Origin of the sequence: Desulfovibrio desulfuricans DSM 642, from assembly GCF_000420465.1 — a bacterium.
Lineage (GTDB): Bacteria > Desulfobacterota > Desulfovibrionia > Desulfovibrionales > Desulfovibrionaceae > Desulfovibrio > Desulfovibrio desulfuricans.
Window position 1 is genome coordinate 20,514 of record NZ_ATUZ01000002.1, and the last position, 15,204, is coordinate 35,717.

Annotated in this window: 12 protein-coding genes; 4 read left to right on the top strand and 8 right to left on the bottom strand. The window is 53.5% G+C overall.

Translation table 11 applies throughout. The features are described 5' to 3' along the window. Positions 1-52: 52 nt before the first annotated feature. Genes G449_RS15345 through G449_RS0100590 form a run of 3 tightly spaced genes read left to right on the top strand, consistent with a single transcriptional unit; the run spans position 53 to position 3,827 of the window. The gene (locus tag G449_RS15345; protein WP_022657365.1) at positions 53-1,078 is read left to right on the top strand and encodes an AAA family ATPase; all 1,026 of its coding nucleotides are present in this window, start codon (positions 53-55) and stop codon (positions 1,076-1,078) included. A 9-nt stretch (positions 1,079-1,087) separates the two neighbouring features. Then, positions 1,088-2,125 (top strand): DUF3150 domain-containing protein, encoded by a 1,038-nt coding sequence (locus tag G449_RS0100585; RefSeq protein WP_022657366.1) that lies wholly within the window; start codon positions 1,088-1,090, stop codon positions 2,123-2,125. A gap of 4 nt (positions 2,126-2,129) precedes the next feature. Then, the gene (locus G449_RS0100590; RefSeq protein WP_022657367.1) at positions 2,130-3,827 is read left to right on the top strand and encodes a cobaltochelatase CobT-related protein; all 1,698 of its coding nucleotides are present in this window, start codon (positions 2,130-2,132) and stop codon (positions 3,825-3,827) included. Between the two features lie 554 nt (positions 3,828-4,381). On the opposite strand, the gene G449_RS0100600 is transcribed toward G449_RS0100590, so the two are convergent. Then, on the bottom strand, positions 4,382-5,287 hold the full coding sequence (locus G449_RS0100600) for a sulfurtransferase (protein WP_022657369.1): 906 nt from the start codon (positions 5,285-5,287) through the stop codon (positions 4,382-4,384). A 143-nt stretch (positions 5,288-5,430) separates the two neighbouring features. Here G449_RS0100600 and G449_RS15350 point away from each other — a divergent pair, with 143 nt between their 5' ends. After that, positions 5,431-6,318, top strand: a complete 888-nt coding sequence (locus G449_RS15350; protein WP_022657370.1) for a LysR family transcriptional regulator — start codon at positions 5,431-5,433, stop codon at positions 6,316-6,318. 395 nt (positions 6,319-6,713) lie between these two features. On the opposite strand, the gene G449_RS15355 is transcribed toward G449_RS15350, so the two are convergent. The 7 genes from G449_RS15355 to G449_RS15360 form a co-directional block, all read right to left on the bottom strand. Then, the gene (locus G449_RS15355; RefSeq protein ID WP_022657371.1) at positions 6,714-8,117 is read right to left on the bottom strand and encodes an isochorismate synthase; all 1,404 of its coding nucleotides are present in this window, start codon (positions 8,115-8,117) and stop codon (positions 6,714-6,716) included. After that, positions 8,114-8,431, bottom strand: coding sequence for an isochorismate lyase (locus tag G449_RS0100615; protein WP_022657372.1), 318 nt, complete (start codon positions 8,429-8,431; stop codon positions 8,114-8,116). The genes G449_RS15355 and G449_RS0100615 overlap by 4 nt, the downstream gene beginning before the upstream one ends. A gap of 330 nt (positions 8,432-8,761) precedes the next feature. Next, a complete protein-coding gene (locus G449_RS0100620) occupies positions 8,762-9,502 on the bottom strand; it encodes a class I SAM-dependent methyltransferase (RefSeq protein WP_022657373.1) in 741 nt (246 codons plus the stop codon). Positions 9,503-9,614: 112 nt separating this feature from the next. Beyond that, positions 9,615-11,330: an ABC transporter ATP-binding protein gene (locus tag G449_RS0100625; RefSeq protein ID WP_022657374.1), complete on the bottom strand. Its 1,716-nt coding sequence runs from the start codon at positions 11,328-11,330 to the stop codon at positions 9,615-9,617. After that, a complete protein-coding gene (locus tag G449_RS0100630) occupies positions 11,327-13,120 on the bottom strand; it encodes an ABC transporter ATP-binding protein (RefSeq protein ID WP_022657375.1) in 1,794 nt (597 codons plus the stop codon). Before G449_RS0100630 ends, G449_RS0100625 begins: the two co-directional genes overlap by 4 nt. After that, a complete protein-coding gene (gene ccrA, locus G449_RS0100635) occupies positions 13,120-14,445 on the bottom strand; it encodes a crotonyl-CoA carboxylase/reductase (RefSeq protein ID WP_022657376.1) in 1,326 nt (441 codons plus the stop codon). Before ccrA ends, G449_RS0100630 begins: the two co-directional genes overlap by 1 nt. Continuing rightward, a complete protein-coding gene (locus tag G449_RS15360; RefSeq protein WP_022657377.1) occupies positions 14,442-15,203 on the bottom strand; it encodes a thioesterase II family protein in 762 nt (253 codons plus the stop codon). Before G449_RS15360 ends, ccrA begins: the two co-directional genes overlap by 4 nt. Position 15,204 lies beyond the last annotated feature (1 nt).

The window sequence follows — 15,204 nt, forward strand, 5'->3', positions numbered from 1 at the left end:
TTCATTGTGTACATTCAAGTTAAACGTGTCAATAGAACACACAGGAGAAGTGATGCACACCAATCTTACTTCTGGCCTTGACTCTCTTCAACCCACCGACCTTGATGCAGGCCAAGTCTTCAGCGGCAAACCTTCTGGCACCACGGTCAGGGGCTACGCCGTCCCTTCGACCTACACCCCGGCCATTGACCACAACTATCTTTTCCATGAGTCCAGCCGTGACGTTGTGGTCTGGTTTCTCAACCCACAGGAACCGCTGTACGTCTTCGGCCCCACAGGCTGCGGTAAAACGACATGCATCAAGCAACTTGCAGCCAGGCTTAACTATCCCGTTTTTGAGGTCACCGGACACGGACGGCTGGAATTTGCCGATCTGGTTGGTCACCTAGCGGTCAAGGACAGCAACATGATCTTTGAGTACGGCCCGCTTGCGCTTGCCATGCGCTACGGCGCACTTCTTCTGATCAATGAAATCGATCTGACCTCACCAGAAATCGCCGCAGGCTTGAACAGCGTGTTGGACGGCTCCCCCCTGTGCATAGCGGAAAACAGCGGGGAATTGATTGGGCCGCACCCCATGTTCCGTCTGGTTGCCACGGCCAATACCAATGGCGGTGGCGATGACACCGGCCTCTACCAGGGCACCCAGCGGCAGAACCTTGCATGGCTGGACCGCTTTACTATCTGCGAAGTGGGCTACCCTTCTGCCGATGTGGAAAAGAGTCTGCTTACCCGGCGTTTCCCATCGCTGCCCGAATCGTTGTGCGCCACCATGGTGGACTACGCTAATGAGGTTCGCAAACTGTTCATGGGCGAGTCCTCTACGAGCAATCTAACCAATACCATTGAAGTAACATTCTCCACTCGCAGCTTGCTTCGCTGGGGTGATCTGACCGTTCGCTTTCAGCCGCTGGCCCATCAGGGCATACAGCCAGTCACCTATGCCCTTGACCGGGCGCTGGGATTCCGAGCCAGCCGTGAAACTCGCGCCATGTTGCATGAATTGGCTCAACGCATGTTCCCGCAACTAGTGGAAACTGAAGGTCTCAACGCTACATCTTCCGATAAATCAATGTAGGAGGTTATAATGACACAACTTGTTTCTGACATCCACATTTTGGACAATCTATTGGCCCTCAACCTTAACGTCAGTTTATGGTCAGCCCGACGCAAAATGAGTCAGGAAGACTTGGGCGGCGCAGAGCTGCCCCCTGAAGATTTGGCTTCATTGGGCTCAAAGCGCATTGCCGACCCGGAAAACCTCAAAGTTTTCGGCACACTCAAGGCTCGCGCCTTCAACTACCTTGACCGTCATGGGGTACGGTTCATGTCTGGCTGGGCCATACCTGAAGAAAAGGCCGGCGAAATCGTACAGGAACTGCTCAACATCCGCACCGTATTCCAGAAAGAAAAGGAAGCGTTCCTGGCTGGCTACGACCAAAATGTGCAGGCATGGATTGAGAAGCACCATCAGTGGGGCGAAATCATCCGCAACTCCATCGTGGGGCCTGACTATGTACGCGCCCGCATGGATTTTCGCTGGCAACTGTATAAGGTAGCTCCCCTGGAACAGCATGCGGACAATACAGCAGTGCTTGAAGCCGGTCTTGCTGAAGAGGTTCACGGTCTTGGTGGTACCCTGTTTGATGAGGTGACCAAGTCGGCTGGCGATATATGGCGCAGGGTTTACCACGGCAGGACGGAAGTGACCCACAAGGCTCTTTCGCCACTGCGAACTCTGCATGCCAAGCTCACGGGGTTGTCATTTGTAGAGCCGCATGTGGCCCCGGTAGCTGACATCGTGCAGGCTGCTCTGCTGCGCATGCCCAAGAAGGGCAACATCACCGGCACAGACCTACTGCTTTTGCAGGGGCTGGTCTGCCTACTCAAGGACAGTACGGCTCTTGTAGGCCACGCCCAAAAAGTTATTGAAGGCTACGGCCCAGCATTTGTGCTGGAGGCTCTATTGGCTGGTCCGGACGTTATCCACGAGCCGGGCGGTCCTGGTGGACAGATGGATGGCACAGTGGATGTGGATATGGACGATGATCCCATTCTATCAGACATCACCAAGGCGGACAGCCCGTTGTCGCATCCTGCCATCCCCAGCCTGGGCCTGTGGTGACATTATGATACGCACAAAAGACGTTCTCAACTGCCTGCCCCTGGTGGCGTCCATCCTAGGTGACCGCTATGGGGTGCAGGTTCGTATCGGCGGCAAGGAGGCCTGCACCAGTGGTAAGGTCATTTTCTTGCCCTCATTACCTATGGATTGTGAGCCGGAATTGCTGGCACTCGCCAAGGGATTTACAGACCATGAGGCGGCTCATCTACGGCACACAGATTTTAGCGTGCTGAAAGCTGCAAATCTTGATCCTGTGACCTTCCATTTATTCAATTGTCTTGAGGACTGGCGCGTTGAAAAGATGCTGTCGGGTATTTTCCCTGGCTGCCGGAAAAACTTGAACTGGTTGATACGACGATTCTTTGTAGAGCGAGCACAGCCAAGGGCCGGGGATGATTCCCCGGCCCTTGCGGTTTTAGACTATGTGCTGCTGACGGTGCGAGCTTGGGATGTGGACGAAGTGACCCCAGCACGCCGAAACGCGGCGAGTATCATAGATTTGCACTTTCCCGGCCTGAAAGAAGCCCTCGATGCCATATTGGTCAAGGTCTATATCCATTGCCCGGATACAAAGGCTGCGGTTGAATACGCAAGGCAGATTGCCCTGTGCATCCGGCAGTGGGAACCATCACAACAACGACGCAAGCCCCACGAAAACACCACGCAAAACAAACGAATCCACGGCGAATCACTGCGCAAAGGCAACACAAACCATAAAGACTCTGAGCATTGGGCTACAAAAAAGCCCAACGATTCTACCACGCATATTAAGCGACAGGGGCATCCCGCCCACTCGCCTGAAGCAGTAGCTCCACTGCAGGCCTTAAGCGCTTTACCGCTCAAAGCCCTTTTCCATGCGGAGACGCAGGATCTGCCTCAAAACATCGGGGAAATAATGGCGAGTGAGCTTACCAATTGCAGCACAGAATCCACCGGCGACGCTCTGACCGTTGCAGTGGAAGGCACCCGGCAAGCAGCACCGTTGTCAGCTGAACTGAAGCAGCAAGCTCTTCAAGCCAGCATCGCCCTACGCACTCGCCTTCAGGGCTTTCTGCAGGCGCAGACCCAGAAGCGATGCAGCATTGGGCACAGGGGCAAACTCCATACCAGTTCTCTGTACCGCCTGCAGGTTGGCAATACTCGTGTTTTCCAAAAAGAATCTGAGCACCAAGGCCTTAATACAGCTGTCCACATCCTGCTGGACGTAAGCGGCAGCATGGCCGGTGCACCGATTAATCTCGCCAATCGGGCCTGCTTTGCCGTGGCAAAGGCGCTGGGGCACATTCGTGGCGTGAATCCGGCAGTGACTGCCTTCCCTGCTACCGCAGGCACGAACTCTGTATTCCCCATCATGCGGCACGGGCAGGCAGTGCCAGACTTGTTTGATATTCGGGCTTCTGGCGGGACACCGTTGGCTGCGGCTTTATGGTGGGTGCTGCAAACCATGCTGCCCCTCAAAGAGCAGCGTAGGATGATTCTGGTTATTACTGACGGCATGCCGGACAACCCACTAGCTGCAAACAACGCCATAGGGGTGGCGCAAAAACTTGGCATTGAAGTTTATGGTATTGGCATCAGGAATGAGCACATAACCTTCCTTCTGCCGCACACCAGCAAGGTGGTCAACGACTTGCCCGATCTGGTGCCTGCCATGTTTACCATACTGCAGGCTGCATTACTGAAAGGAGACAAGAATGGCTGAAAATAATCCTGCCAGCAGTCTTGACGCCTCAGCATGGCTTGTCATTGCAATTGCCCTGCTAAAAGCTGCAAAGGCAATTTGGGATGAATTGAAGGTTTAACTATTGACGATTATGCCCAGCATTGTGGCACCGATCCGGCCTTGCTGGGCATAATCTTTCGTTAAACGGGCTGACCTTGGCAGGCGCCAAAGTAACAGAACCGATATCCCAACGGAAAGCCCTGATTAAAAATGGTATAAGGCCCGGCAATTGCTCTAGCCTTGTGAGTTTATCCGTTCATTGCACAATTGGGCGTGCCCTGTATACTGGCGGACTGACTGACAAGCGTACTCGGCAACGTTTCCACATTGCAACAAAATTAGAGTTGGTGAGCTGACCGGTTTGAGATTGTCTGCGACAACGGTACGCGGATGGGCGTCATTTTTTGCCCTGTATAGTCGATGACTCCTATTGGTACTGACTGATTGGTTAAGCAGGATCGCGAGGTCCGTACCTGTTTGGAGGCAAGCCTTTCAGATGGGCGTTTTTTCTTCGAACCGCTGCAGTCTGCTGTTTACCTCTCAACTTTCCCTGTCTCAAGAGGCAACGTCGGGTCTGCAGCCCATTCGAACAGCGACGCGTCGTAAACAGTTATGTTATCAGCACCTAGCAGGTGTAAGGCAAAAGCAACACTACAGGCGGCCAATCCACCTCCACAATATGAAATAGTGGGCCTTAACACACTCAACCCCGCCTCCGAGAATATTTTCCTGAGGGCCACTGCGGGCAGGAAAGCCATGGTCTTTAAATCCACCAACGCTTTTGCAGGAACATTGAAGCTGCCAGGAATATGCCCTGGTCTCACATACCGTTGCAACGATCCGTCAAATATCTCCGGGGCCAACGCGTCGATAAGCAGGGCCCGGTTGGTTTGCAAGTTTTTCAGTACCGCCTGTTTGTCAACAAAAACTGTAGGAGCCGGTTGCAGGGGGAATTCGGCCTTGCACCAAACGGGCTGCTCCCGTGTGACCCGGCGGTGTTCCATGCTCCACTTCCGCCAACCACCGTTAAGGACCACGGCGTCGTTAAAGCCGTAGGCATGGAGCATCCACCACAGTCTGGCAGCACAAATGTTGCTCGTGTCATCGTAAAGAACGGCCGTTGTTCCACGCCCCAATCCCAATCCCCCCATCACCTGAGAAAACCGTTCTGGCGTTGGCATCATCAAGGGCAGGTCACTATCCGGATCTGAGAGCTCCTCCAGCAAATCCACGTAGGCGCTTCCAGGAATATGCCCGTTCTGCCAGTTGGTTATTCCTGTTCCCGGTTCTGCGTGAAAGTACGCGCTACAATCGAAAATTCTTAACGTCGGATTATCAATGTTCGCCTCAAGCCAGTCTGTTTCGATAAGGCTGCCTGATCTGGGATAACCACCGAAAGTTGCGCCGCCAACCGTTATTTGCGAGCATATTTTGTGCATCGTTTGCCTCACATGTGGCTGATTGTTTATTGCCCCAACCATTTCACTGGCCGAACTGATTAATTAAATGTATTTCACACCTATGAAATCGTTTCCAATGATAATTTTCTATTACAACAATCGGCCTGAATGAAGAGTATAAAATGGAACTGCGCGACCTGCGAACATTCGTCACTCTAGCGTCACTGCTCAATTTTAACCAAACGGGGAAGGTCCTGAATGCAGCGCAATCCACCGTATCTATGCGTATTAAGACGCTTGAAGACGAGCTTGATGTTCGCCTGTTCGAGCGGTTGGGCCGCAAGGTTGTTTTGACGGAATCTGGACTCAAGCTGTTACAGTATGCCAGAAAAATGCTCGAAATAGAGGGGGAAGCCAGGGCTTCTGTCAGTGACAATGCCGCATCCGGTAACGTGACCATAAAGGTTCCGGAATCTCTGGAATGTCACCGGATGCCCGGCGTTCTGCTTGCGTTTCGGCGCAAGATCCCAACAGGCAGAGTTCGCATTCTTCCTTGTATCACGGGTAACGTGGCCGAAGATTTGCGCCGGGGGGTGACGGATTTGGCCTTTGTGTTTGCCTACGAGCCGTCAGCACGGGATATTAATGCGGCATTTTTGGGCACGGATGAGCTTGTGGCCGTGGCTGCACCGGAGCATCCGTTGGCTGGCATGAAGATGGTGGAACCGGCAGACATCCTGAAGCATAGCCTCCTGCTGGCGGCTTCAGATTGTAGCTATCGCCGAACGTTTGAAATCTTTTTGTCGGAAACAGCCAACCTGCCCCAACCCTCAGTGGAATGTGACTGCGTTGCCGCCGCGATCAGCATGGTTCGCGCTGGTCTTGGCTTGACCATACTTCCCAAAATGGCTGTGCGTGACCACATTGCAGCTGGTGCGTTGCGGCAGTTGCCGTTGATTGGCGGGCCTTTTGAAACTGGCGTATTCATGCTGTGGCACAAAGATAAATGGCTTTCCCCGTGCTTGCGGGATTTTATGGCCGTGTGCCGCGAGCACTTGATGCGGGAGTAGATCAAGTCCCTGCAGCAAAGTCGCAAAGACTGTTGGGGATGAATTGAAGAATTGGCAATGCGCCGACTGGGCTATTTGTTCCGCTAGATTTCCACGTAAGTCACAGCTACTATGGGGTCACAAACGGGGTCACAAGCCTTCGTGAACAAAAAATAAATTACAACAATTTCAGACTGTTGAAATTCCACATATCAAGTGATGCCGAGTCTCCCCTTCACAATCTTTTAAGAGTCGTTACAAGCGACAGCCTGTAACGACTCATTTTTTATACATAATGGGGATATCCTTCCAAAAATCACAGCAAAAAGTAGTTGCGGGCACTGCTTAGTTTTCTGACGATTCACATTGTTCGATTGAATTTTCTTTTTTCCATTCCAATAATAACCTCACCGAATTTAAACGCGCATTGGCTTATTTTTTTTCCACTCTGGGCATACCCCGTCCAACATGGTGGAAAATTTTAGCTGCGTTTCCCGATATTCTTTTTCAGGATCAGAACCAGCCACCAGACCGCAACCGGCAAAAAGTGTTGCGCTTCGTCCGTCGATGATGCCAGACCGTAGCGAGACCATAAACTCCCCGTTGCCAAGAGCATCAAGCCAACCTACCGGCCCTGCGTACCAGCCTCGGTCAAAACCTTCATGGGCACGCAAGAATTCCAGCGCACTATTACAAGGTACCCCACCCACAGCGGGAGTGGGATGCAGATGTTCAATAATATCAAGAATATTGCATGGATGCATAATCTCACCCTCAAAATGGGTTACTAGATGTTGCACACTTTTCAGTTTGTGCAGCGAGGGCGAGGCATCCATAGCAATGCATCTGCAGCGCGATCTGAGCGCCTGCGATACGGCCTGCACTACAAAATCATGCTCCTGCCGTTCCTTTTCAGAGGCCAACAACCCTTGTCCAAATGCTGCATCCTGAACGGGGTCTTCACTTCGCGGAGCGCTGCCTGCCAGGGCCATTGTGCGAAAAACTCCAGCATTTGCGGCAAGGAGAACCTCCGGAGTAGCGCCTATAAAATAAGCCCCCTTTCGCCCAAAAGCGAAAAGCGCAGCTTTGGGATTGTCCACCTTCAAACGCTGCACAATGGCAGGCACAGTAAATGGCACGTCGGCTTTGACCCGCAGCATACGCGCGGCAACAATCTTTCTGGCCTTGCCCTGCGAAATATCGCGCAGGGCAGCATGCACCAGAGTATGCCAACGGAGTTTCTCTTTTTCTGACTCAAGTAACACTGGCTGTGCTAAAGGGGCAGACCCAGCGATTGAATCCCTGTTTTTCCATAAAGAAACCATGCGCTCAAACCTGCCGACCAGATCAGCATGGGGAGGAACGTAATCCGCAGCGACCACATGGCAACCGCCGTCTTCCAGATGCAAAACTGCCAGACGAGGTATCGACAGTGCCCCATCCTTAAAATTTTTCCACATTGGCGAAATCTTGCAGGCAGGGTCAAACCGAAAACCACCCAGCGCAAATGGCGCGATACCGCCTACCACAACAGCCCCATCAATGGCTGCATGCCATTCAACAGAAACCGTGGAAAATCTACGGCTGTTCTGTCCCAAACACTCCAGGGCGCTCCCCACGCCGAGTATGGATCTGCCCGCAAGCCCAAGCCACAAGCTTACATCATCCTGACGAGAATAGCGGGCAAATATAGAAAGCAAATCCGCATGAGGCACAGGTATACTTGCAACTGCAAGCACCGACCGTCCTTCTGCGGATGCTTTCTTGCTCGCGGTGTCCATTGCGAAAAGCAGGGAATGGCGGATAACGTCAAACATCATTCACCCGCCCTGCCCGGCATGTAGGTTTGCCGCCAATGCCCGATCTGCGTGGCAATGTACCAGTCGGTAATACGAATAAACAACTTTTCAACAAAGTCTTCCGCAAGCCCGCAATCCCTGGCCCATGCCCGCCTTTGCGCCAGCATGCTTCTTACCCGATCTGGCGCGGGGATGTCCTCCTCACCCTTTTTGAAAGCAGCAGCCGCTAGGACATACTCCAGGCGGCGACCAAGCAGGTTGACCATTTCTTTATCCAGCAGATCTATTTCATAGCGGATATCTTCAAGGCTTGAGCATTCGCCCGGATTTTTCATGATGTCACCTCTCGAATTTACTCTAATTAAAAATGAAAATGAATTTTCAATTCATTAAATATTACTACGCCACCGCAGAACAAAAGATCCCACCGGCGTACCCCAAAACTGGTTCGGCCCCATTCCACGCTACTGCCACGAATAACAATCCGCGTGATGCAATCTTTTGGCTGGCACATCATGCGACATACCAGCCAAAAGACCTGCTATTCTGAGATGATACTGTCCTTCATGCCGTGCATCGCACTACAGAGCAGTAAAAATCCATGCCGATGGCAATGACGAGGGTGCAATAAGATTCGCATACTCCCGGTGCCGGAGCAGAACAGATTACGCTGGCAGTTTGCGCAGTATACCCGAAGGAATAAGTGTATCATCATTTACGGGTTCAAATTCAAAGCCATGGGGGGCCGCCTCCCGCGCAACATCCTTGAGGCTTACAGTCTGCCATGTATACTCAGCATGGCTTTCCAGAACTACTTTGCCGTCACGGACAATCTGATATGTGGACACCCATTTTTCACGCTGCTCATCCAGCGGGACACCTTCAGACCAGGCATGGTAAACATTGCGTCCCATGGGCACTTCCGCCACATGAATCTTTTCAACAGGCTGAGGTTTATCAATCATCATCACGTCAAAAAGCACCAAACCGCCGGGCGACATATGTTTAGCAAGCCTGCCCCAGAAATTACGCCGGACCGCATCGTCCATAAGACCGATGCAGGCAAGAAACAGCACAGCACGGACTTTTTCGGGCAGATCAGCGTCTTCAAAGGTTGATGGAATCACGGTAGTTCGCTTTTGCAGGCCTTCTGTCTGCATGATCCGCGATACAAGCACGGCGCGCATAGTCGGGGAAGGCTCTATGGCAAACATTTCCACATCGGGCAGCACGCGGCCCACGGCAACAAGGCCATGCCCGGTGCCAGAGCCGATATCCAGAACAGCCCCTTCCACATCCGCAAGACCAGAAAGCGCTTTCAGAAATCCCTTGCGCCGCTGCCACAAATTGCCTGCCATCACGTCATAAAATTCCCCGGCGTCAGCGTACATTTCCTTGTTTTCCATGTTGTCTCCTTTAAATGATTAGAAGCAATTGCCACTACAGGAGCACGACGCAGAAACAAATATTCCGGAACCATCAATATGAAAACCGCAAAAACATATTCTGCGCAAAAACTTACCCTCCTTCATTCTGCACTTCCCACATTTTTGCGTACAATCCCGCTGCGTTCATCAGTTCAACATGGGTTCCGCGCTCAACTATGGCACCTTTGTCCATCACAAAAATGCAGTCTGCATCCTGAATAGTCCAAAGGCGGTGTGCAATCACAAGTGTGGTTTTCTCCCGGCAAAGATTGGCGAGGGCTTGCTGCACCGCTGTTTCATTTTCCAGATCAAGACTTGCCGTTGCTTCATCCAGAATAAGAACAGGCGCATCTTTCAGAATGGCCCTGGCAATGGCCAACCGCTGACGTTCCCCGCCTGAAAGCGCTACATCTCCGCTTTCAAGTAGGGTCTCATACCCTTGAGGCAGTTGCAGCACACGCTCGTGGATGCAGGCCGCCTTGGCGACCTCAATCACCTTGTCCATTGAAGCGTCAGGACGCCCAAGACGGATATTATCCGCAACAGTCATGGGGAACAGAACCACATCCTGCAACACCATGCTCACTGTTTCCTGTAGGGTGCGTTCGTCCATATCCCGCAAATCCACATTGCCGATGCGAATTGCCCCACCTTTGACGTCCCACAAACGGGCCGTCAGCGCTGCTAGGGTACTTTTTCCAGACCCAGATGGCCCCACCAGGGCGGCCATTTTCCCATTGCCTACCTGAAGTGAAGCATTATGAATGACATCCGCACCGCCATAGCTGAATGTCACATGCGACACGTCAATGCCGCCATCCTGCGGCTGTTGCCCCTGATGGGTTTGCGGCATGATCGGTTCATCCATAACATCACGGATACGCTGAATGATTGTGCCAACAAAACGCATTTCCGCCAGGTATGGACCAAATTCATTGATTGCCATGGCCAGGCGCAGCGTCAGCAAAATCACCACAAAAAACGATGCCGGGCTGCCCCCTTGCGCGGCAAATTGCAGACTTGCCACACCAATGGCCACTGCGGCCCCGATAAAGATGACCAGGCTAAACAGCAGTAATGCAGGGGCAGGCGCCACTTCTGTTTTCATGGATTGATCGCGGTAATCGCGCAGGGATTGCAGTGCAGTTTCGGCACGTTGCCCCAGAGGGTCGAAAAAGCGCAGATCCCTGGCTCCTGTTATGACCTCAAGCACGTTTACGGAGGCATCTTGCCGCGCTTGGGCTACCTTGGCTGCGGCCCTGTCCAGCAATCGATACGCCAAGGGCACACTCAGCATGGCGCAAGGCAGCGCCAGCAACAGCACCGCCGCACTGGCCCAGTTGAGCCAGAGCAGCATCAACCACAACAGTACGGGCAAGGCTGTTCCGGCCACCACGCAGCCCCAAACCAGGGTTACTATGTCTTGATACATGCTGAACTGCGCGGTTATCAGTTCGGCCCAGGCCCCGTCCCTTTGCAACAGCACCCGGCCCAATGGCAATTTTGCAAGATGGTTGGCCAAGCCGATTCTGGCATGCGAAACCAACGCGTATGTTGCGTCAAAATTGGCGCACAAAGCCTTAACCTTTGCCATGAGTCCCAGCAGAAAACCCACAATCCCCAGTACCGCAACGGCTACCACAGCAGCAAGCGTGTTTCCCCCTTCCAGCACGTATGGCAAGGCAAACGCTGCCAAAAACCAGGGCAAGGCTTCGGCGCAGGCCCCCAGAGCGCCAAAAAAAATGCCCTGCATCATTTTATCATCTCGATGTTCTGTCAGATCAAAACCCAGATATTCCCGAATCATGCCACCTCTCCCCTGACTCGTTCCATGCCGAGCCTCCATGCGCTTGAACGCGTCTGTAACTGCCAAAGATTCTGATATACCGCTGAAGAGGTCAGCAAATCTCCATGCGTTCCCTGTTTTTCAAGGGAGCCGTTCACAACAACAAGTGTGGCATGGGCGTTCTCTATCTCGTTAAGACGGTGGGAGATGGCAAAAACGGTTTTGTCAGTCATCAGGCGCTTCAGACTGCGCGTAATATCCTTTGCGGCAAGGGGATCAAGATGGGCGGTCGCTTCATCCAAAATCAGGATGGGCGCATTTTTCAGAAATGCCCGGGCAATGGCGATGCGCTGCTGTTCACCGCCTGAAAGCCCCAGCCCTTTATCCCCCACTGGCGTGTCCAGCCCCAGGGGCATATATTTCAGCATGTCAGCGCAACCAGCAGCATCAATGGCATCTGCAAGTTCGATTTCTGTGGCGTCAGGCTTGGCAAGCAACACATTCTCTCGGATCGTGCCGTGAAACAAAAAGGCATCCTGAAAAACAATGCTCACAAGTTTCTGAAACTGGAGGATTGGGATATCGCGAATATCCTGCCCCCCAATGAGAATACGGCCCTGTGAAACATCATCAAGACGCGCCAGAAGTCTGGCCAGTGTTGTTTTTCCTGATCCGGATGGACCTGTAACGGCTGTAATGCGGCCTTGCGGCAGGGTGAAGCTGATGTTCCGGAGTATGGAAACCTTCTCTCCAGAACCAGACGCAACGCTGTAGGATACATTTTCAAAAACAACTTCTGCACCAGTCACAGGTTTATACGCGGTGGGTTCGGCAAAGGCCGGCAGCGCCATCATATCCCGTATGTGGGCGGCTGCGGCCTGCAAAAGGCGAAGTGCGGTAAGGCTCATGACCACCTTGGTAAGCGGAAGTAGCATAATTCCGCTGATGGCCGTTGCAAAAACAAGGTCAGCCGTGCCAAGCGAGCCGTATTCGTGGAGTAGCAGCGCGCATGGCAGAATAACGAGCAAGGGTGACGTCATGGCAAGGCCAAACAACGAATACGGCACGGCGCAGGCTCGGGTTACCTCGCCCGCCAGCTTGCCAATGGCAAAGATGCTGTCAGTCACTTCGTTGAGAGAGCTTGCCTGCCGGTTAAAGGCCCGCAATGTGGCAAGCCCCCTGACATAAAATAGAAGCGCCGACGATGCCCGCCCGTCTGCCTGCACCCAGCGCACGAACATCTCTGGAGAAGCCTTGGCGATGCGCACCTGCGCCCATGCGCCCAAGGCCAGCATGCTGCACGAAACCATGGCAAGCCGCCAGTCTGCCCAGAGCAGCAGCACGGCGCATATCAGGAACATAAACACGCCAGCAATGGCATCTGGAATGGTGTGGGCCAAAATACTGTTGAGGCGACCCACTTCATCCATGGCGGCACGGCTCAGCTGAGCGCTTTTTCCTTCAATGGCAGCGGGCATGACAGTTTTCATGTGGTCTATCAGGCGGCAACGCAGCCGGCATTCTGAACGGAATCCGGCCAGATGCCCAAGAATGGTTACGGCCCCCTGTATGGCAAAACGCAGCAGTATTGCGCCCAGGATTCCCCCGGTCAGCCAGAGCGCCCTGTCTGTTCCGGCCGTGTTCTCAAATGCCTCCCTGGCAATGACCCAAATGAGGACAAAGGGCACAATTTCAAGCGCCGCAGCCAGGCAGGCAAGCAGCAGGGTAAGCAGCAGCTTGCCCCTGTCTGGCTGCGCAGCCTGCCAGTATACATAGAGTGGGCTTTTCCCTGTTTCCTTAACCTGTTCCATCATGCATCCTTTTTGCGGAAAATTCTGAACTGCCGCTCACCGATTTCATTACGAAGAACCATATCTTCAATGCCTTCGTCAGCGGTACTGGCGTTGCACAGGATTGCTATTTTTCCCACATGGTCGCTGTTCAGCATTGCAACGGCATCATCAAAGCGTTCCAGCGGAAAGGCGCTGCTCAGTTCTGGCATAATCACGCCCCGGCAGATCAGGTCGTTTGCCCGCGCGGCCTCATTCCACGAAGCGCAGTGCGAACCAATGATACGTTTGCCATACATCCACAGGTATCTGTTATCGTAAAGATGCTCGTAACCCGTTGTTGACCCGCAGGTCACAATGCGCCCCCGGTTGGCCGCCACCAGAACGCTGGCGTAAAAGGTTGCGCGCCCAGGATGTTCAAAAACCACATCTGGCGCCCGCCCCTGGTTTGCCTGCAAAACATCCCGGCGAAAGCGAACCAGCCTGCGCATGTTTGGGGTACCATCCGCGTTCACAAAGTTGTTTTCCGCATTGGGCCGCACAATCACCGCCGTGCAGCCGAGAGCGCGCACAAGTTCGGCCTTCTCCTCCGTTGAGACAATGCCGACGGGCGTTGCGCCAGCCCGCAACGCGTACTGTACCGCCATGCTGCCTATGCCGCCGCTGGCCCCCCAAACAAGAACGCTTTCGCCAATCTTGATCTGGGCGCCGTTGGGAGAAACCAGCATACGGTACACGGTGGAATTTCCTCCGGTCAGCACTGCGGCTTCTGCCCATGAAAGATGTTTGGGTTTGGGAAGCACCTGCGTGGCGCGTATGAGGCAATAGTCCGCAAAAGCGCCAAAATTGGTTTCATAGCCCCAAATGCGGCTTTTTTCATCGTACAGGTAATCCTCAATGGCCTGTGGGGATTGGTGATCAAAAACCACGGGGAAAACCACAATATTATCGCCAGGCTGGCAGTTTTTTACGCCATCCCCAACGCTGACAACAACGCCAGCCCCATCGCTGCCCATGATTTGGTAATCCAGGTTGTGGCGCACGGCATCAGGATCAAGCTTGGCGAATCTTCCCAGCCGGTCAAAGGTGCTGACAGGGTGTCTACGCAGCGCCCAAAGAGTATTGTAGTTCATTGCGCCAGCCATAACCTTGACCAGCACCTCGCCCGGACCGGGCTTGGGAACAGGAACGTCATGTTCAACATGGATTGCGGCTCTCAGCCTTTCATCCTCATCCGCAATGGACATTAATTTTTCATCTTCCGCCTTGTAGAGCACCACAGCGCGCATTGTTGCGGGCGCTTCATGGCGGTAAACAGATTGCGTTTCAGCCTGCAAGCTACTCATTCCAGCGCTCCTTCATTCAATTTTGTCAGGCAGTCGAAAGTGCTGGACATCACCAGCTCCGCATGTGTCTGAATAAAAAAATGTCCGCCCGGTATATGCCGCAGTTCCCATGCAGACGCCGCAAAACGCTTCCACTCGCGCACCACCGGTTGTGGAACCACGGTGTCATCCATACCGGCAAAGGCCACAATGGGAACATGGATGGAACGCACTGGTTTTGGAGCCCAGCTTTCAAGTAGGGCGTAGTCCGCACGAAGAATGGGCTCGAATATTTCCATCAGTTCCTCATGCTCCATGACTTCGCGCGGGATGCCCCCATTGCTGAAAATGAACGATCTGAACGCATCTGTTGGCAAGTCGCTGCACGGAGGCCACCAGTGCTTGTGCGCAGGTTCCGAGGCGCTGATAAAAAGGCACTGCGGCAAAGGCATGTTTTCCTCCTGAAGCCGAATGGCCCATTCAGCGGCAATGGTGCCGCCCATGGAATGCCCGAAAAACGCAAATCGCTGACCCAGCCAGGGACTGGACGCATGCAGCAGTCCATCCAGTACCGATTCCATGTCCGACAGGAGCGGCTCATTCATGCGCGTGCCGTGCCCGGGCAGCTGCACCCGGCAAATGGCTGTGCCCTGCGGCGCATTTTCCTGCCACTGCCGAAAAACAGCCGCCTGCCCTCCTGCAAAGTGCAGGCAGAAAAGAATCAGGTCATCCGGCTCCGGCAAACGATCAAAGATAAGCCAGGGGCTCAACTTAGACATG